Genomic DNA, 18,060 nt, shown 5'->3' on the forward strand with positions numbered 1-18,060 from the left:
AATATTCAACAGAATGTAGCATAGTCAACCGTAGGAAACACAGCGATCGCTGAATGCTTTACTGCTAGGTTGACATGTTTGTCGAGCCAAACTTCAACCACCTACTAATGTTGACTATATAAAGTTGGGAGTTACGGTTGAGCTGATGTACGAAAGAATCTTTGACCTCCAAACCTTCGCCTGCTTTTCTGACCAATGCGCTCAAGTCACTGAAGTTGTGGTGACGGATAACTCTAGTGTTGCAGTTTGGGCGGTACAACCTGGACAAAAGGTTGAAGCTCATCTTCACCCCAGCGGACAGGATACATGGGTAATGCTAAAAGGAACGCTGACTTATTATTTAGGGGACGGTCAGCGCCAAACACTGAGTGTGGGTCAATGTGCTGTTGCAGATCGATCGCAGATTCACGGAGCCGTGAATGAAGGTACAGAAGATGCTGTATTTGTTTCTATCTATTCAGCTCCACAGATTGGCTATGTCAAAGCATTGCCCTAGTTCGACATTATTCAGCCGAAATCTCGATTGACTCAGAGATTTTTTAGTAGGAACTCAGCGATTTCTCAGGCAATCCTTTTAGAGTAATTCTTTAAAGGTCATAGTTGGATTGGGACGATCGAGCTAATCTAACTCTGAAACATCAGTATGACACAAATTCAACAGAAGGAAACTCATTCGCATGAATACTCTTGTAAAAAGTATTGCCTTTACAACTATTAGCTTAGCTATAGCAACTACCTCCGCAAGTGCTACACAGTCAAATAATGTAGATACTCGCATGACTAACCATGCTAACACCATCGAACTGAATAGCCAAATAGCTCAACAATCTCCATCTAGTCCCCTGAATGAGACAAGATCTAGGCGTTTCATTGATGAAATGATTATGCTTCGGATGAAAATGGTTGAAGCAGCAGAGTCAGCACTTCAATCTCCAAATCCTGAAATCAAACGTATGGCACAGGAAACCATCAAAACTAGTAACACTGAAATTAAAAAAATGATGGAAATGCGGGGAAAATTTGGTATATATGAAGATGGTTAAGTTAGCCAAAGAACCACTTTAAATAATTCAGTACTTAGCAAAGCGCAATTTCTTGTTCTCTAATTCGACCCAGAGTTTTACGCGATCGCTGTTTATCCTCAGTCCCATTTCCCACTCGATACCTGTAAAATCTTATTCTCTTCTATCTGAGCGGAAATATTGGCTTTTCTACCGTCCTCTTACTGTTTGTGGGACAAGGACTAACTGGGACGCGCGACTTGCTAGAAATTCCTTTGGGCTAGCAGAAACATTACATTGAGCAATGCGACTTCATGAATCAGACCTGTCCAGCCAAAACTTCACAGAGCCAGGTAGAGCAGGCACTAAAGGTAGCGCAGGCATCTCGCCTGTGAGGAGCAGAATAGAATTATGCAGGGAAGCAGGGGGGACTTGGAGTCCCCGTCCCCGAAGGGGATGGGGAGAGGGGGACAGAGAACATTTCCTGAAGTATGGCGGCTCGATCCGTTTTCATTGCGATCGCGTTTAACAATTGGCATTGCAACTGTTTCCTCGGTAGGCTTGGGTAGCATTGCAATCTGGACGGGATGGCAAATGCAGCGCATCCTAATTAACAGCCACAAACAGGGAATTGAATACATAGCTGAACGCCTACCGCACGATGTAGAACTCTACAGTGAAATGTTGCCAGTAGAAACCGGATTAAGCAAAGCAATTAATAACCTGACGACTGCTGATACCCTTCTATGGGTAAAGCATCCTGATGGGAAAATTACAGCTAAGTCTGTCAGTCTCAAGATGCAGAACGATCGAAGTACGGCTGCTGCTTTAATGTCCCTAACACAAATGCCGTCTCAAGCCCAAGTCTCCGAAGTTAACGGACGCTACTTTGTGCTACGTGGCAGCTCATTGCAAGTCCGAGGGAGAGCAATCGGTCAACTGTTCGTGGCAAGAGACATTTCGCGCGATCGACAGATGTTTTTGGCAGTGGTGGGGAATTTGGGCATTATCAGTATAGGAGTACTGCTGGCAGTGACAGTAGCGATCGCTTTCTACCTGAAGCGATCGCTTCAACCTCTGCGCCAATTAAGCCAAATGACTCAGTTAATTTCGGCTGAAGATTTAGGGCGATCGCGATTGAATCTCGAACGCGCACCTAGCGAAGTGAAGGAACTGGCGCAAACATTTAATATGTTATTATCTCGCCTCTCTCAAGCTTGGGAACGAGAACGGGAATTTGTCAGCAATGTTTCCCATGAGTTGCGCACGCCGCTGACAATCGTGCATGGATACTTGCAAAGCGTATTGCGACGACAGCATAACTTAACAGAAACTCAACAAGAAGCTATAGAAACTGCTGCATCTGAAGCAGAACGTACCATCCGCCTCTTACAAGATTTACTCGATTTAGCCAGGGCAGATAGCGGTTATTTGCAGTTTCGGATCGATTCTTTTATACTCAACGATCTAGTAGCGGAAGTGGTGGGGATGGCACGTCAATACAGCGATCGCGCGATCGCAATTGAGACAGAAACTTATCCCATCGTTGTGAAAGCAGACTACGATCGTCTCAAGCAAGTTTTGCTCAATTTAATTGATAATGCAATCAAATATTCTGAGCCAGATACGTCTATTCAAGTAAAACTAGACACTCAACCAGCAACAGCGATTATTCAAGTTTGCGATCGCGGCTATGGGATTCCCTTGCAACACCAATCTCGGATCTTCGAGCGTTTTTATCGCGTTGATGAAGCCCGTACTCGCACTACTGGAGGTTCTGGTTTAGGATTGCCGATTGTCAAAACTTTAGTAGAGGGAATGGGCGGTAGCGTGACATTGCGCTCAAAATTAGGCGAAGGTAGCGTATTTACAATTAGTTTACCTGTATAGCTGCTAAATACCAGTAATACGATCTCCGGTTAAATATCCGTCGTTATAATCGCAGCCAAGAAATGAAAAAATTATGGTGGCAGACTACTACATCAACTGTTTCAACAAATAATCGCCCACTCGTAGAGCATTAGCAACGATCGTTAATGTTGGATTTACTGCGGCACTGGAAGGGAAAAAGCTACCATCAACGACATAGAGATTATTAATTTCGTGAGTGCGACAATTGAGATCCAATACAGACGTTGTGGGATCTTCGCCAAAGCGACAAGTTCCGCATTGATGCCCTACTGCTTGTAGCGGGATTGTGTTGCGGGGGTAAAGACTGAAGGGCATGAAATGTTCTGCTCGATCGACCTGCTTGAGAACAGTCGCCCAACGTTGAATCAGTCGGCTAGCCGCTTCGGTATTATTGGGTTTGTACTCCAGGTAGAGGCGATCTCCTTCTACTCGCACTCTGTTGTCAGGGTCGGGTAAATCTTCGGTCTGTAACCACCAGCCTACACTACGGTCGGCGATCGCTTTCAGTTCTGCTCCCGGTCGAAGTTTTAACAAAGGAGCTAGTAAAGCAGGGGCTTCCGCAGGTAACATATCTGCTAGCACGTTGCCCGTGTTCTGCACCAAGCCCATTGGATAAGGAAAGCTCAGCTCCCCCCAATAGAAATCGCTGATGCAAATAGTCTTTTGATAAACATCTGAATTGAGCTTGGTACTCAGTTGCACCATCGCCGTGCAGTTGTGCTTCATCAGGTTCCGCCCTACCTGACCGGAACTGTTTGCCAGCCCGCTAGGATGCCGATCGTTTCGCGATCGCAACAGCAACGCTGCTGAATTAATTGCACCACAGGCAACTACGACAATATCGCTTGTGAAAAATTGATGCTCTCCATCAATTTCCGCTTCAACACGAGCGATCTCTCGACCAGAGGGACTGGTGTGCAGGCGCGTTACTTTGGCTGCTACGAGCAAGGTAACGTTTGTGCGATCGCGAATTGGTTGAATGCAGTTAACTTCAGCATCTGCTTTGCCGCGAGTTAAGCAGGGAAATCCATCACACGTATTGCAGCGAATACAGTTCTCCAAGCTGCGATCGACTTCATTGAGTTTCAGTCCCAAAGGTAGGTTAAATGGATGTAAACCTACCTGGGTTAGCAAATTGGCAAGTTCTTGCATCCGAGGTTCGTGGCGTACCGCAGGGTAGGGATAAGGCAAGCTTCGAGGTGGCTCAGTCGGGTCGATACCAGACTGCCCATGCACGTCGTACAATTCTTCTGCGCGATCGTAATAGGGTTCAAAGTCACGGTATTTCAGCGCCCACTCTGGCGAAATACCCTCTTTATGTTCGACCTGCTCAAAATCCCGTTCTCGCAATCGCAGTAAAGCCGCACCGTAAACTTTAGTATTGCCACCTACCCAGTAGCCAGTTGCGGGACGAAAAGTTTTGCCGTTCGTGTCATGCCAGCGTTCCTGGGTGTGATACCGCTCTCGTTGATAAACTTCTAAAGCACTCCAGTTCTCTTTCTCGATGGGTAAAAATGTGCCTCGCTCCAAAATCAAAATCTTTTTACCACTAAAAGCGAGACGATACGCCAGCGTACCACCGCCTGCTCCCGTTCCAATGATAATGACATCGTAATGTTGTGCGGTCATGAGTGAGTTCCTCTGAGCTAGAGAATAGGGGTCAGCGGTTAGAACACGCAAGAAGTCACATTCGGGACTTCATCAAAACTAATCAGGACGAAGTGGTTAGGGTTTTCCAAAAGTGTTTTGGAAACCAGAAAAGCCGCGATCGTCCAAGTCTGATATTTTCTCGCTGCTTTACGGCGATCGACGCTTCTGGCAGAGATGGTGCCTTGATTGTGGCTCATAAAATAGATCGAAAGATGATGAAACACTCAGAAAATTCACGTAAAAAGCTGATATGTGTATGAAAAGTAGCTGAGGAGTTTCCGATCGATCTCTCATATCGAGATATTTCGTCCGCTAAATTGGCTTTCACGGCAAGAGAGTATACTTTTATTCATCAAGATTCGAGTCGCTAAGGATCGATTATCGTGCAGCCTGAAGCACAGCAGGATGGAGTCAATGTAGCAGCCTTTGGACATCTAAAACAGCGCGTTTTAGAGGTTTTATCCTCCCTCAGCTATCGGACTGGCGAACTAAGTAGCTACCTGCTAGAAATTGCCCAAGGCGTGAGCGAACTAAAGAACTTTAGTTATGGGTTTAATGCCCGTTAAAAACCAACAATTATGTCGAGATACTACGCGGATGGACACAATTGTCAGCGTGCAATTACCCGTAGCACATTGTATCATTTGATATTACTCTCGCAATACATAGCCGACACCACGCACGGTGTGGAGCAAACGCTTTTCGTTGTTTTCTTCCAGTTTCAGGCGCAGGTAGCGAATATAAACTTCAATCACGTTGGAATCGCCTACAAAGTCATAACCCCAAACCTTTTCTAAAATTTGGTCTCTGGTAAATACCTGACGCGGATGGCTGAGGAGGTATTCTAGTAGATCGAATTCTTTGACAGTTAGCTCAATTGCTCGTTGACCGCGCAACACTTCGCGAGTTCGGCGATTCAAGCTTAAATCCTCAAATTGCATCAAATCTAAGTCTGGTTCGCTGGTACGGCGCAGATGGGCGCGAATTCGGGCAAGTAATTCCTCAATGCTGAATGGTTTAACTACGTAGTCATCAGCACCAGCATCCAATCCAGCAACGCGATCGCCTACCTCATCTCTTGCCGTTAATAAAATCACGGGGATCTTGTTGCCAGTAGCACGCAGACGACGACATAGTTCCACTCCAGTTAACCCTGGTAGCATCCAATCCAGAATTGCCAGATCGAAAGCTGACTCTCGTGCTAAAGTCAGTCCTGCCACACCATCGTGCGCTACGCTGACGCAATAACCTTCGCTGTTCAATTCCAGTTCCAGGAATCGAGCCAGTTTGACTTCATCTTCAACTAGGAGAATATGTGCTGTCACGGTCTTATTCCTAATCAATGATGTTTTGTTGCTGATGAGGAGTCACGAGCATCTGTTTCTTCCATCTCATCCATATTGCCACGCTACCCAATTCGAGCCGAAAAATAATAGCGATGTCTACTTGAGTAATTTTTCCATGAGACTTATTATCGCAACTCATATCTACACAGAAGTTATCCGATTTCCGTTCGAGTAGGGGCGATCGCAGTACGTAGAATATCTGCTGCTAGTTTAAACTTCAATTTGCTCGTAAGCGGATAACTGGGGCGCTTTATCCCGTCCTTCGTACTCGCCAAACTGCCCGATTAGCTTTGCGACTAAACCCGTCCATCCAGTTTGATGACTAGCACCAATTCCCGCGCCGTTATCACCGTGGAAGTATTCGTAAAATAGAATCAAATCTTGCCAATAGGGATCGGTTTGGAACTTTTGGGTTCCACCATAAACGGGTCGATAACCAGATGTGTTTTTCAGAAAAATCTGAATTAACCTTTGGGATAATTCAGCAGCGACTTCCCACAAAGTCATCATTTGACCGGAACCCGTAGGGCATTCAACCTGGAAATCGTCTCCCAGATAATAATGAAACTTTTGTAGGGATTCAATCAGGAGAAAATTCACGGGAAACCAAACGGGACCGCGCCAATTAGAATTACCCCCAAACAAACCGCTACTAGACTCTGCCGGTTCGTAATCAACTCGAAATTGAGTGCCATTGACATGAAAAATATAGGGATGTTCGGCATGGTAGCGAGAGATTGCCCGAATGCCATAATCTCCCAAAAACTCAGTTTCATCCAGCATCTTTTGCAGAATTCGCCGTAGCCGATCGCGGTAGACAATTGCTAGCAATCTTCGCTCTCCTACTCCCTCAGATTTCATACAAGCAATATTTTGAGTCAGATCGGGGCGATTTTGAATAAACCATTCCACTCGCTTTTTAAAGCCTGGAAGTTTTTGTAGCGTTTCTGGCTCGATGGTTTCTACCGCAAATAGCGGAATCAGCCCCACAAGACTTCGCACTTTCAAAGCAATCTGTCGATCGTTAGGTAAATGCAAGACATCGTAATAAAATCCATCTGCTTCATCCCAAAGAGATGCTTCCATTTCGCCAATGTGGTTCATGGCATCAGCGATATAGAGAAAATGCTCGAAAAATTTGGTAGCGATGTCTTCGTATACAGGATTGGTTTGTGCTAGTTCTAAGGCGATCGCCAGCATATTCAAACAATACATCCCCATCCAACTCGTCCCATCGGATTGATCGATATGTCCGCCCGTTGGGAGAACGGCACTGCGATCGAACACGCCAATATTATCTAATCCCAGAAATCCTCCTTGAAAGACATTTTTACCCTCGATATCTTTACGATTTACCCACCAAGTAAAATTGAGCATCAATTTCTGAAACACTCGCTCTAAAAAAGCGCGATCGCTACGTCCATAAATCTTTTGTTCGATTTTGTAGACGCGCCAGGTTGCCCAAGCATGGACGGGAGGGTTAACATCTCCAAATGCCCATTCATAAGCAGGAATTTGCCCGTTCGGATGCATATACCATTCCCGCGTCATCACGTCTAATTGGTATTTGGCAAAATCTGGGTCGATCGTTGCTAAAGGAATAGCGTGAAAGGCGAGATCCCAAGCGGCAAACCAAGGATATTCCCACTTATCGGGCATAGAAAGAATATCGTCGCTGTAAAAGTGAAACCATTCATGATTTCTGGCTTTTTTGCGATCGCGTGGCGGTGGGGGTGCAGATGGATCGCCCTTGAGCCAATCTTCGACAATATAGTGGTAGTATTGCTTATTCCACAGCATTCCGGCAAATGCTTGGCGTTGCACGTTACGCATATCCTCGCCCAGTGGAAAGGGAGTAATGCGTTGATAAAATTCGTCGGCTTCTCGCTGGCGGGTGGAAAAGATTGCATCGAATGCCGCAAATGGAGATCCCCCCAACCCCCCTTGAGAAGGGGGGTAAGACGATCCCCCCAACCCCCCTTGAGAAGGGGGGCAATCAGATCCTTCTAATCCCGCTTGAGAAGGGGGGCAATCAGATCCTTCTAATCCCGCTTGAGAAGGGGGGCAAAGAGATATATCGCTTAGTCGCAATTTAATAATTTGAGTTTCGCCTGCACTGATAGTTAAGAGATAATGAGCCGCAGCTTTAGTGCCAAATTGATTTGGGTTTACTGCCTCCTTTCGACCCTGCACGATGTAGTCATTAATGCCATCTTTGACGTAAGCAGAAGCATTAGGGACATTAAATAATCGTTCGGTATTCGTTTCATTTTCTGTAAATAAAAGCTCCGTTTCCCCCTGACAATACAAATATCTTTTTCCCAAAGTGGGATGAAAAGCCGCGATCGCACTTAAACCGTTACCAGATTCAATTTTTTGTAGAATCGGCTTGTTCTCGTCTTTAGTCCAAGACCAAGTGTTACGAAACCATAGTGTTGGTAAAATATGTAGCGTTTTCGCCTTTGCTCCCCTGTTGATTACCTGAATTTGAATCAGAATATCTTCAGCAGAATGCTTGGCATATTCGATAAAGACATCAAAGTAACGATTTTCATCGAAGATAGCTGTATCTATTAGTTCAAGTTCTGGCTCTCTACGATTTCTGCGTTTATTTTCTTCCAGTATTTGAGTGTAAGGAAATGCTTGATGCGGGTATTTGTACAGTGCTTTCATATAAGAATGAGTCGGGGTATTGTCAAGGTAAAAGTAATATTCTTTGACATCTTCTCCATGATTTCCTTCATTACCTGTCAGACCAAAAAGCCTTTCTTTGAGAATCGGATCTTCACCATTCCAAAGCGCAATCGCAAAGCACAATCTTTGATGGTTGTCGGAAATTCCAGCGATGCCATCTTCACCCCAGCGGTAAGCACGCGATCGCGCTTGGTCGTGGGTAAAGTAGTCCCAGGCGGTACCATAAGCGCTATAGTCTTCGCGGACTGTACCCCATTGGCGATCGCTCAAGTATGGACCCCATTTGCGCCAGTGCGCTTCGTGCGTCAGGGCTGCTTTTAACCTGATTTCTTCTTGAGTTAAGGTTGTCATAATAAGTCTTCTTTGCAAAAGTCAAGGCTACCATCAAGATTTAACTACTTCTCTACCAACCGCATGACGTGACCATCGGGATCTCGGACTAAAAACCCTTTTTTAAAGCCTAACTTCTGCCCAGGAATGACTACGACACTAGGAGAAATAAACGTAGCTTGATGTCGTTGCAACTTTTGGGCTGTTGCTGCTGCATCTTTCACGACTAGTGTAGTTTGCCAATGCAATAAATCGTTAGGACGAGCATCAGTTGGGAAAGGTCGCCCATCTCTGGGGGTGAGGTATTCGAGAAACTCAATTCCAGGGGAAGCAAGGCGCGATCGCAAATTACTAATATGCAACCTTGCCCCAAATACGTTGTTGAGATGCTCTTGTTCTGTCCCGTAATTTTCACTTTCTCCCGCTAGCCTCATACCCAGGAGATCGCGATAGAATTTCAGGCTAGCTGCGGTGTTAGAAACAACGATCGCGGTGTGGTCAATGCCTAAAAATAGTTGGTTTGTCGGCTGTTGCCATTTTGGATCGCCTTTGCCTGGGGGAAAATAAATAGCTTCTAGGTAATGACCATCTGGATCGCGAAAATAGAAGGCACGAATTCCTGCTGCTGCTTTGTTCCAGTCGGGGATGCGTTGCGGGGCAGTGGAGGCGTATTGTACTTTAAACTTGCGTAAGTGTTGGTAAGCTTTATCCATATCGCTAACAGCGATCGCAATATGTTGAAACCAGCGATCGTGACTGCGCGAATCAACTGGAAATGGTTTGCCCTTGGGGGTGAGATACTCAGTTAGCTCGATAAATTCGCTACCTAGCTGCATTCTTACCACGCGCATCCGCACGCCAAACACTCCTTGGAATTGTTCGTATTGGGTTCCCAAAACTTCTACATCAGAGACTTTTTGGAAGGAAAGGACTTGAGAATAAAAATCAATGGAACGATCCATGTCTGCAACTGTCATTCCTACCGATTCTACAGCAGTGATAGCTGACTGAGCTGGCTGAGTTACAGATGTCGAAGCTAGCCGAGCGCTTGGCTGTGGATATACTTGAGTGTGAGTAGTAGCAATCGCGACAAATGCACCAACTGCGAACAATATTCTGGCGATTTGAGTTAGTTGCTTAGTCATAACTGTAGTGCTACTTATCAAAGATCGAGGACAACTCTTGCCGTTTTAGGTTTGGAAATGCAGATCAGTACCGCACCCTCATCAATTTCTGCGGTTGGTGCTTCCTGATAAGTCACTTCGCCTGCTTGGATTTTGCACTGACAAGTACCGCAGATACCCGCACGACAACTATAGGCAGGATCGAGATCGTTAGCTTCGGCAAACTCCAGAATCGTTCCTTCAGTCTCGTGCCAAGTTAAGGTTTTGCCCGATTTAGCAAAAACAATTTCTGCTGCTGCAACTTCCTCATCCCCACTTGCAGTAGGAAGTTGTTTCTCGGACGTGGCTTTCATCGGTTTACCGAAAGATTCAAACAAGATGGAACTACTAGCTACTCCCGATTCCTGAAGTCCTGCCATCAGAGACTCCATAAAAGCTGGAGAACCACAGAGAAAATACTCAGCTTCTTGCCTTACTAAGCTTTTAACCAGAGCTGCATCTACATAACCGATACCGTGATAATGTCCTTCATCTTCTACTCGCGGACGGCTGTAGCAAAAGTGTACGTGTAGGTTAAGATTCTGCGGCGCGATCGCCAATACTTCATCTCGAAATGCATGAAATCGACCATCTCGCGCCCCATGCAAAAACCAAATTGGTCGGTTGGGATTGAAACGACCACAAGCTTTTACCATACTGAGCATGGGAGTAATTCCCACACCATTGCTAATGAGTACGACTGGTAAAGACTTGTTGAGATCGAGAACAAATTTACCTTTGGGTGGTTTAGCCGGAACGATCGATCCCTCATGGATGCGATCGTGCATGAAGTTAGACGCAATCCCTGGTGGGACATCTAACCCTTGGGGAGCTGGTTCCCGCTTAATTGAAAGGCGATAGTATTCGCAAGGTTCGGGATAATCTGAGAGCGAATAGGTACGAATAATTGGTTTGGCTTGCCCAGGAATGTCTAGTTTGATGGTTAAAAACTGCCCTGGTTGAAAGCTAGGAATTTCACCGTTATCCTCTGGTTTGAGATAGAACGAGGTGATTTCCTCGCTCTCTTTTACCTTGCGAACGACAACAAAATTGCGCCAGTCTTGCCAAGTTGTGCTAGCAGTTGTGGGTTGAGCGATCGGTGCTTGTGTGCTTACCCTTCCAGCCGCAACTAAACCAACCAAAACGCCGCCACCAGTTCCCAGTAATGAAGCATACACGCTCAATCTAGCTTTGTCTCTAATATTTACTAAACCAACGACTGCACCAGAAACAATAGTTGCGATCGCAAATGCCGCGCTTGCTCCCGTAACAGTTCTGAGGACGGGATTTTGAATTTGTCTAAGACTTGCAAGCATCAATTCTCTCCTAGTAGTCACTGGTCACTGGTCACTGGTTACTGGTCACTGGTCACTGGTCACTGGTCACTGGTCACTGGTCACTGGTCACTGGTCACTGGTCACTGGTCACTGTCCCCGATAGCCACAGCGAAAGATGCAGCGTTTGTGATTGTGGTGGTGGAGTTTGGCGCAGCGGACTGCTTTACGCCCTTTGAGGCGCACGTAAAGTTCGGCTGCTAGCAGCATTCCTAACACTGGGGCAGTGAAATAAATCCAAATTGCCGTCCAAGTCTGCGCCCCAATTGCCGAAGCAAGGGTACGGGCGGGATTCATACTCATACCTGATAATGGTGCTTCTACCGTGATGTAAGTTGCAACTAATAAGCCTGCAAATAGCCCAGTAAATCGAGCTAGTTTTGGGATATTCGATACAAATAGAATCGTCAGCATTATGCCAAAGGAAATTATTAGCTCGGCGCAGAAGGCAACACCTACACCAGCTTCCCCAGGAACAGTGACAACATAATTGACTGCTGGATCGGCGATCGCATCTCTCCATACCACTGCAACTAACCACAGCCCCAACAATCCGCCGACAAATTGCGCCACGATGTAGAAGAATGCATCCCATCGTTTAATCTTGCCCAAGCGCCAGAATGTAAATGTAACGACTGGATTGATGTGCGCTCCAGACTGCTTACCCCAAGGGGAATAGACGATCGCGATCGCGGTTAAACCCATTGCTATCCCAATAATGCAACGGCGTAATAACGGGTCGACAATTGTTTGTCGCAGCGGTGAAGCTGGATGCTCCAGTAGGGCTGTCACAACGACAGCAGAAACCATGAAGATCCCAAGTCCCGCAGCTTCCATTAAATATTCGGGATAGTGACGGTAGAGAGCATTCATATTTAGCTAGTCAAAAGTCAAAAGTCAAAAAATAATTAAGCAAGTAAACTGGCTTCTACTGCGTTTGTTTCACAAGATTGGCTAATTTGGAGAACGCTATCCATTGCATCAGTACCCATACGTGCAGCCATTTCAGGGCAGGGCTTATTTGCATGATGAATCGTGGCAACCTCTTCCTGCTGCTTATCCAAACTCACCTGCGTGCGTCCATACCTCAGCACGGTTGACATCCAAATTAGCTCTTGCATAAACCGCTCTAGGCGGCGGGTATAAGTCGGTTTGTCCATTAAATTTCCAGACTCATCAAATAGCGTTTGGACGTTGCTAAAGTTGAGGTCGTAGAAAATTGTCACCAGTCCCAACTCGCGCATCACGGGCAGCAGATTCTGGATGACTCGCGTACCGCCAAACGGTCCAGCAGAAACGCCGCATAGCCCGACAGCTTTGTGAATGTATTCTTTCAGACAAGTATCGAGTACGTGTTTGAGCAAGCCTGGATAGCCGTGGTTGTATTCTGGTGCGACAACAATTAATCCATCTGCTCGCTCCATCAAGGCTGAAAACTGCGGGTCTTTGAGCGATTCACCAGCATCGTTCGTGGCGATTGCGATCGCTCGAACATCAATTAACTCAGTCTCTACACCATCCCTTACCGAAAGTTGCTCGACGATAAATTTAGCAACGTATTCGCTTTGACGACCTTGGCGGGGAGTACCGAGAATGACGGGAATAAATAGAGGTGAGTCTGACATGAATTGATTCTCCTTACTGCTCTTGATAATTCCAAAGCAAGCCACCATCGACAAAGAAAGTGCTACCCGTAACGTAGTCAGCATCGGGGGATGCTAAAAAGGCAACCAAAGAAGCAACATCTTGTGGTTGTCCCAAACGACCGAGGGGAATATTTTTCAACAATGCACCCAACTTTTGGGGGTTGTGCAAGAGCTGGGTATTGATTGGAGTTTCTATTGCGCCAGGTGCTACGTTATTAATTGTGATGCCCAAAGAACCTAGTTCGACTGCTAAGTTGCGAGTTAGCATTTTCATGCCACCCTTACTGGCACAGTACACTGTAAAGTTAGGAAAGGACAGTTCCTCATGCACCGAACTGATGTTAATAATCTTTCCAGATCTTTTAGTTTCGATTAGGTGTTGCACAAAGGCTTGAGTTGCAAAGAAGACTCCCTTCAAATTGACATTCATTACCGCATCGTAATCGGCTTCCGTAACTTCCCAAAATGGAGCGTGTTTTTCAATTCCAGCATTATTGACTAAAATATCTAGCTTGCCAAAATGCTCGATACTTTCGCCAATCAATTGACGTATCTCATGTACGCTACCTAAGTCTGCTTGAATCGTATATCCCTGGGAACTGGGGCATTGAGCCATGAAGCATCTACCACCAGCAGCTTGTACTTTTGCTAAGGTTTCTGCCGCTCCTTCTGGATGCGAGCGATAGTTAATGACAACATCTGCTCCTTCTTGGGCAAGTCGCACCACAATTCCCTGTCCGATTCCTTGACTGCTACCCGTTACCAGGACAACTTTACCTTCAAGTCTCATATAAATTCTCCTTGAATAGATAGCAATTAGTTCTCAAGTGAGTAGCATAAGTAATAATCGATATCGTTCGTGGAAAGACCGAGCGAACTCATGACTAAATACGGATTGTTAAGTCATGCTTGAGCGATTTCATCATACGAAATTGCTCTAAGCAGCTTAAGTTCATTGTTGCTCGATTGACGAAATGATGAATGATAACTCTTTAAAAGTATCAGTTAGTAGAGCTGAGATTTTGGCTAGAAATTTATTATGTTTTTCTCAGTAAAATCTAATTTTTCCAGAATTATGCTGGGGCGAGCGATAGATGCAGGCGTTGGAGCAAGGTGGGTGTGCGCTGATGCACTGTATGGCACTGACCCTCGGCTATGGCAATTTAGTAAATTGTGACCAAACAATTTGGGTAGACAAGAGCCAACACTCTTGTGGATGCAATTATGAGGAGAATAGAAGAGTCAGCGATCGCAATAAAACAACATTTCTAAAACATTTAACGCCTACGATCGATATTAATTTAGCTCTAGAGAAACATCATTATGGCAACTGTATACTTGGTGAGCCTGATAAAACCATTCAAAGAATCTACTTAAACTTTGCTGTTTTCGTTGCACTTCAGCTTTGTTATCAGCGCAACAATCAACTTCCTCTAAAAATACTTTAGTTGCGTGTAAGCATAAATGGCTGGCATCACGTAACTGTTGAAAATCAATTTTCTTTAGCTCTGATTGCCGACTACGAATAGCATTGAAGTAATTGATCCGAACGTCTAGCCAGCTACCTGGTGTAATCTTGTGTACCATTTGCCGCGCTGGATTGCTGAGAAAATCTAATCCCATTGATGCTGCACGTTGATTAGTCATATCAAATGTTTCTAAGTGCCACAAATCTGCTGTTAAGTTGGGAAGCTGGCAGTTAGTTGCTAGTAGTTCGGATTTAGACATAAAAGTTTTCAACCATTCACACAGCAGTGCTAACTCTAAATTAGGAGAAACCGATTGTAATTGTGTTTCTATTCTTTCGACTAAAATATTAGCTTGGTAAATAGACTCAGAAACATATTTTTCAAAAATCTCACGTTCCGAGTTTTCTAATAAATATACGAGCGCGATCGCGGCTGAATACAAATGTTCAATTAAAACTTGACTGCCGACACGTTCGCGGTGTATCTCTAATAGAATATAAGAGTAATAGCTTTGAATCATTTTAGAAAATAAACTGACTATAGCTATAGTGTAAGGCTCGGTAGATATGTTAAAAACTGAGGTACTTAAAAGCTGAATATCTTGTAGATAACTATATAAAGTTTGAGCGGTTTGAAAAAAAGCGCGACTGAAATTCAGTTCGGTTTTATCAAGTGTATGGATCGGTGGTAGAGTAATTTTTTCTTCTGAATTACTAGAAAAGTTTTGTTGCATTTATCCTCCAAAAAAATCATGAGTTTAAAAGAAACCTTAGTTTCGATGTCACTTGAAGTTGCGATTTCCGATTATTAACTGAGACTGTTGCATCATGCTGCCTTATCTCCTTTTCAAGCTAACTGAGGTTAGCAGAGAGAGTTAAGTATGATTTCTGGTGCTATCACATCTATACTCCGGTCAAATTAAAATCTTGTCAATTCAGTGTTAGTGCCATCATTTGTCAATCTAGTAAAGTTCAGAAAAGTTCTGGAGTTGAGATTCTTTTCTATTAAGAAAGGTTTTTTTTAATAACAAACGTGGTTTGCAATACTGAATTTGCAGTAGCTTTTGTTGTGAATTTAGCCTGTAGTCAGCAAATTAAGTTGCTTGCCTTGTTTGAGAATAAATGAATGCTATTCCTAGTAACTCGCATTAGTGGTTTATTGGTGTAAAGTGATGAGCTACGTCCAGCCTATTTATCGCAACCGAGATGATATAACGATATCTCCAGCGACCCCAACTAAATTACAGTTTCAACGCCGCGATCGCTTACCAGAAAATCAAGAAGTTTTATGGCAAATTGAATCCGGGGTTGCCCGCAGCATTACTTGGAGTCAGGAAGGTGAGTTGGTTTGCTTGGGCTACTGGGGAGCGGGAGATGTTGTTGGACATGCACTATCACGAGTGCAGCCCTATGAAATCCACTGTCTGACAAATGTAGAAGTCAGTCGCTGGAACCGCAATCAGTGGGCGCAATTAACAGATGCGATCGTTCACCACCAGCAGCAAACAGAAGAACTACTGAGCATCATTCATATCAATCCTATATCTCAAAAATTGTGGCAGCTACTCGTGTGGTTGAGTCAAAAATTTGGTCGTAATGTCGATAACGGGCAGACGCTTGAGCTACCACTCACCCATCAGCAGTTGGCTCAGACGCTAGGTACGAGCCGAGTGACGGTGACTAGAGTTCTCCAGCAGTTAGAAGCAGAGGGAAAAATACGACGGCAGCGGCGGCGACTCGTTGTAACATGAAACACCAAAGAGAGTAAACACGGATAAAACCACCTTCGTTTATGTGACAAAATTATGAGTCATCAAATTGAGCATCAAATCGTCGAGGTAGAAGAAAAGCTCAGGCTAGCAATGCTTCACTCCGATGTGAAAGCATTAGATGAACTGTTGTCGCCTAAATTACTTTTTACAAATCACCTGGGGCATTTGGTAGGAAAAGAGGAAGATCTAGCAGGTCATAAGTCTGGCGCTCTCAAACTCAACTCGCTGTCAGCTTCCGAGCAGCATATTTTGTTAGCAGGTGATGTGGCGATCGTTTCAGTAAAGATGCAATTATCGGGTAGTTATAATGGTACGCCCACAAATGGCGTTTTTCGGTTTACTAGAGTTTGGTCGCAGTCTCAGGATGGGACTTGGCAGATTATAGCTGGACATTCAGGCATAGTGTCTTAACGCTTTGCTACTCCCTGCTCCCTACTCCCTTGTTGGTCACTTTTCTTACAGTGAATTTTGTGCCACAATTAAGAGTGTTTCTCATTTAACCAAAGGGATATAGCTAGCTGGAGCGTTCAATGTCAATGCGATCGCTGCAACCTCGACTGTTTGATGATGAAATGATTCTCATTAAATCATGACAATAATTCTTACAGATACAAGCTGGAATGAATTATGGCAAAAAACTTCCGATCGATCGAAGGATTTTGAAACGAGCGATCGGGGAAAAATTCCAAATGTCTGTAATACCTACGATTGGCAAGTAGAGTTACGCAGTGGGTTAACTCTTTCAATACATGAAGTAGAGTTAACTGAAGATATTGTATGGACTAGAGATAGATGGGATGATTCTCAATTCGGCTTGAGCTTTTTTCTCTCAGGAAAGGTGAGGATTGAGCGTTACAGCTTAACTGATGAAACTGATGAATCAGTAGGGAAGTACTATTCAGAGTGTAACTGCAATTTTAAAGAGACTGAGTGGTGGAAAGCGGGAGAGAAATTTTCCCGAATTTATTTGAAAATCGAACCGCAGCAATTTTTTCAAAGTTTTGGTGAACAAGAGCTAGAACAGATTCCAATTTACTTGCGCCAAGCCGTAATTGGCGATCGCGTACAACCTTACTACCAACAACGGGAAATTACACAGCAAATGTGGATGGTGTTATCTAACATCCTCAAATGTCCCTATCAAGGCTTAATGAAGCGAATGTATTTGGAAAGTCAGACGATGGAATTGATTGCATTTCATTTCCAGCAATGTCAGGAACAGGATATAGGCGATCGCCACTTCCCTACCAAGAACTTGAGCGATATTGACAGAATTTATCAAGCTAAAGAAATTTTACTAAAAAACTTAGAAAGTCCACCTTGCTTGATAGATTTAGCAAGGCAAGTAGGACTAAACGAGTTTAAATTGAAGCGGGGGTTTCGGAAAGTTTTTGGGACATCAGCATTTAAATATTTACACGACTATCGACTGGAACAAGCAAGGCAACTTTTAGCATTAGGAGACATGAATGTTGAAGAAGTAGCATTGAAAATAGGTTTTGATAGCCGCAGTTACTTTGCCTCATCTTTCCGCAAAAAATTTGGCTTGAATCCCAAACAATACTTTCAGCATTGCCAAAAATCCCTCTAGCGTTCAAAAAAATCCCTCTAGCGTTCAAATTGGAAATACCGATCGCCTATTATACATACACTTCTAGTTTAGTTAGGAAATTTTCCTAATACTATCAGGAGTTACGCAGTCGATCCCCCCAACCCCCTTAAAAAGGGGGCTTTATTCCTCCCTT

At 44.5% G+C, this 18,060-nt stretch carries 18 protein-coding genes; 8 read left to right on the forward strand and 10 right to left on the reverse strand.

Going from position 1 to position 18,060, the window contains the following annotated elements; all coding sequences use genetic code 11:
- Nucleotides 1–145: 145 nt before the first annotated feature.
- The 4 genes from CHRO_RS17660 to CHRO_RS17670 all read left to right on the forward strand — a co-directional run bounded on the left by CHRO_RS17660 (nucleotide 146) and on the right by CHRO_RS17670 (nucleotide 2,891).
- Nucleotides 146–496 (forward strand): cupin domain-containing protein, encoded by a 351-nt coding sequence (locus CHRO_RS17660; RefSeq protein ID WP_015155598.1) that lies wholly within the window; start codon nucleotides 146–148, stop codon nucleotides 494–496.
- 181 nt (nucleotides 497–677) lie between these two features.
- The gene (locus CHRO_RS17665; RefSeq protein WP_015155599.1) at nucleotides 678–1,043 is read left to right on the forward strand and encodes a hypothetical protein; all 366 of its coding nucleotides are present in this window, start codon (nucleotides 678–680) and stop codon (nucleotides 1,041–1,043) included.
- A 262-nt stretch (nucleotides 1,044–1,305) separates the two neighbouring features.
- Nucleotides 1,306–1,530, forward strand: a complete 225-nt coding sequence (locus CHRO_RS32440; RefSeq protein WP_181824190.1) for a hypothetical protein — start codon at nucleotides 1,306–1,308, stop codon at nucleotides 1,528–1,530.
- Entirely contained in the window at nucleotides 1,458–2,891 is a 1,434-nt protein-coding gene (locus CHRO_RS17670) for a sensor histidine kinase (protein ID WP_041462517.1), read from the forward strand. Before CHRO_RS32440 ends, CHRO_RS17670 begins: the two co-directional genes overlap by 73 nt.
- An 87-nt stretch (nucleotides 2,892–2,978) precedes the next feature.
- On the opposite strand, the gene CHRO_RS17675 is transcribed toward CHRO_RS17670, so the two are convergent.
- Nucleotides 2,979–4,541 (reverse strand): GMC oxidoreductase, encoded by a 1,563-nt coding sequence (locus CHRO_RS17675; protein ID WP_015155601.1) that lies wholly within the window; start codon nucleotides 4,539–4,541, stop codon nucleotides 2,979–2,981.
- 38 nt (nucleotides 4,542–4,579) lie between these two features.
- The gene (locus CHRO_RS32445) at nucleotides 4,580–4,759 is read right to left on the reverse strand and encodes a glycoside hydrolase 100 family protein (protein WP_127025309.1); all 180 of its coding nucleotides are present in this window, start codon (nucleotides 4,757–4,759) and stop codon (nucleotides 4,580–4,582) included.
- Between the two features lie 186 nt (nucleotides 4,760–4,945).
- Here CHRO_RS32445 and CHRO_RS17680 point away from each other — a divergent pair, with 186 nt between their 5' ends.
- Complete coding sequence (locus CHRO_RS17680; protein ID WP_015155602.1) at nucleotides 4,946–5,128, forward strand: hypothetical protein; 183 nt, start codon at nucleotides 4,946–4,948, stop codon at nucleotides 5,126–5,128.
- A gap of 84 nt (nucleotides 5,129–5,212) precedes the next feature.
- Here the strand turns inward: CHRO_RS17680 and CHRO_RS17685 are convergent, their stop codons facing one another.
- The 8 genes from CHRO_RS17685 to CHRO_RS17720 form a co-directional block, all read right to left on the reverse strand.
- Nucleotides 5,213–5,887 carry a response regulator transcription factor gene (locus tag CHRO_RS17685; RefSeq protein ID WP_015155603.1) on the reverse strand — a complete coding sequence of 225 codons (675 nt, stop codon included), beginning with the start codon at nucleotides 5,885–5,887 and terminating at the stop codon, nucleotides 5,213–5,215.
- A gap of 231 nt (nucleotides 5,888–6,118) precedes the next feature.
- Complete coding sequence (locus CHRO_RS33855; RefSeq protein ID WP_015155605.1) at nucleotides 6,119–8,953, reverse strand: MGH1-like glycoside hydrolase domain-containing protein; 2,835 nt, start codon at nucleotides 8,951–8,953, stop codon at nucleotides 6,119–6,121.
- Between the two features lie 44 nt (nucleotides 8,954–8,997).
- The gene (locus tag CHRO_RS17695; RefSeq protein ID WP_015155606.1) at nucleotides 8,998–10,077 is read right to left on the reverse strand and encodes a VOC family protein; all 1,080 of its coding nucleotides are present in this window, start codon (nucleotides 10,075–10,077) and stop codon (nucleotides 8,998–9,000) included.
- 17 nt (nucleotides 10,078–10,094) lie between these two features.
- Entirely contained in the window at nucleotides 10,095–11,411 is a 1,317-nt protein-coding gene (locus CHRO_RS17700; protein WP_015155607.1) for a 2Fe-2S iron-sulfur cluster-binding protein, read from the reverse strand.
- A gap of 108 nt (nucleotides 11,412–11,519) precedes the next feature.
- Nucleotides 11,520–12,302 (reverse strand): MIP/aquaporin family protein, encoded by a 783-nt coding sequence (locus tag CHRO_RS17705; RefSeq protein ID WP_015155608.1) that lies wholly within the window; start codon nucleotides 12,300–12,302, stop codon nucleotides 11,520–11,522.
- A gap of 35 nt (nucleotides 12,303–12,337) precedes the next feature.
- Entirely contained in the window at nucleotides 12,338–13,054 is a 717-nt protein-coding gene (locus CHRO_RS17710) for an NADPH-dependent FMN reductase (RefSeq protein ID WP_015155609.1), read from the reverse strand.
- Between the two features lie 13 nt (nucleotides 13,055–13,067).
- Complete coding sequence (locus CHRO_RS17715) at nucleotides 13,068–13,865, reverse strand: SDR family NAD(P)-dependent oxidoreductase (protein ID WP_015155610.1); 798 nt, start codon at nucleotides 13,863–13,865, stop codon at nucleotides 13,068–13,070.
- 506 nt (nucleotides 13,866–14,371) lie between these two features.
- On the reverse strand, nucleotides 14,372–15,277 hold the full coding sequence (locus CHRO_RS17720) for a hypothetical protein (RefSeq protein ID WP_015155611.1): 906 nt from the start codon (nucleotides 15,275–15,277) through the stop codon (nucleotides 14,372–14,374).
- A 438-nt stretch (nucleotides 15,278–15,715) separates the two neighbouring features.
- Between CHRO_RS17720 and CHRO_RS17725 the strand changes: the two genes are divergently transcribed.
- The 3 genes from CHRO_RS17725 (at nucleotide 15,716) to CHRO_RS17735 (ending at nucleotide 17,906) form a co-directional block, all read left to right on the forward strand.
- Nucleotides 15,716–16,294, forward strand: a complete 579-nt coding sequence (locus CHRO_RS17725) for a Crp/Fnr family transcriptional regulator (protein WP_015155612.1) — start codon at nucleotides 15,716–15,718, stop codon at nucleotides 16,292–16,294.
- Nucleotides 16,295–16,348: 54 nt separating this feature from the next.
- On the forward strand, nucleotides 16,349–16,726 hold the full coding sequence (locus CHRO_RS17730; protein ID WP_015155613.1) for a nuclear transport factor 2 family protein: 378 nt from the start codon (nucleotides 16,349–16,351) through the stop codon (nucleotides 16,724–16,726).
- Between the two features lie 178 nt (nucleotides 16,727–16,904).
- Complete coding sequence (locus CHRO_RS17735) at nucleotides 16,905–17,906, forward strand: helix-turn-helix transcriptional regulator (protein WP_015155614.1); 1,002 nt, start codon at nucleotides 16,905–16,907, stop codon at nucleotides 17,904–17,906.
- Nucleotides 17,907–18,060 lie beyond the last annotated feature (154 nt).

This window comes from Chroococcidiopsis thermalis PCC 7203 (assembly GCF_000317125.1).
GTDB classification, from domain to species: domain Bacteria; phylum Cyanobacteriota; class Cyanobacteriia; order Cyanobacteriales; family Chroococcidiopsidaceae; genus Chroococcidiopsis; species Chroococcidiopsis thermalis.

Coding starts and splice junctions, on each gene's coding strand:
- CHRO_RS17660 (WP_015155598.1), top strand. CDS start 146: ATGTACGAAAGAATCTTTGACCTCCAAACCTTCGCCTGCTTTTCTGAC.
- CHRO_RS17665 (WP_015155599.1), top strand. CDS start 678: ATGAATACTCTTGTAAAAAGTATTGCCTTTACAACTATTAGCTTAGCT.
- CHRO_RS32440 (WP_181824190.1), top strand. CDS start 1,306: ATGCGACTTCATGAATCAGACCTGTCCAGCCAAAACTTCACAGAGCCA.
- CHRO_RS17670 (WP_041462517.1), top strand. CDS start 1,458: ATGGGGAGAGGGGGACAGAGAACATTTCCTGAAGTATGGCGGCTCGAT.
- CHRO_RS17675 (WP_015155601.1), bottom strand. CDS start 4,541: ATGACCGCACAACATTACGATGTCATTATCATTGGAACGGGAGCAGGC.
- CHRO_RS32445 (WP_127025309.1), bottom strand. CDS start 4,759: ATGAGCCACAATCAAGGCACCATCTCTGCCAGAAGCGTCGATCGCCGT.
- CHRO_RS33855 (WP_015155605.1), bottom strand. CDS start 8,953: ATGACAACCTTAACTCAAGAAGAAATCAGGTTAAAAGCAGCCCTGACG.
- CHRO_RS17695 (WP_015155606.1), bottom strand. CDS start 10,077: ATGACTAAGCAACTAACTCAAATCGCCAGAATATTGTTCGCAGTTGGT.
- CHRO_RS17700 (WP_015155607.1), bottom strand. CDS start 11,411: ATGCTTGCAAGTCTTAGACAAATTCAAAATCCCGTCCTCAGAACTGTT.
- CHRO_RS17705 (WP_015155608.1), bottom strand. CDS start 12,302: ATGAATGCTCTCTACCGTCACTATCCCGAATATTTAATGGAAGCTGCG.
- CHRO_RS17710 (WP_015155609.1), bottom strand. CDS start 13,054: ATGTCAGACTCACCTCTATTTATTCCCGTCATTCTCGGTACTCCCCGC.
- CHRO_RS17715 (WP_015155610.1), bottom strand. CDS start 13,865: ATGAGACTTGAAGGTAAAGTTGTCCTGGTAACGGGTAGCAGTCAAGGA.
- CHRO_RS17720 (WP_015155611.1), bottom strand. CDS start 15,277: ATGCAACAAAACTTTTCTAGTAATTCAGAAGAAAAAATTACTCTACCA.
- CHRO_RS17725 (WP_015155612.1), top strand. CDS start 15,716: ATGAGCTACGTCCAGCCTATTTATCGCAACCGAGATGATATAACGATA.
- CHRO_RS17730 (WP_015155613.1), top strand. CDS start 16,349: ATGAGTCATCAAATTGAGCATCAAATCGTCGAGGTAGAAGAAAAGCTC.
- CHRO_RS17735 (WP_015155614.1), top strand. CDS start 16,905: ATGACAATAATTCTTACAGATACAAGCTGGAATGAATTATGGCAAAAA.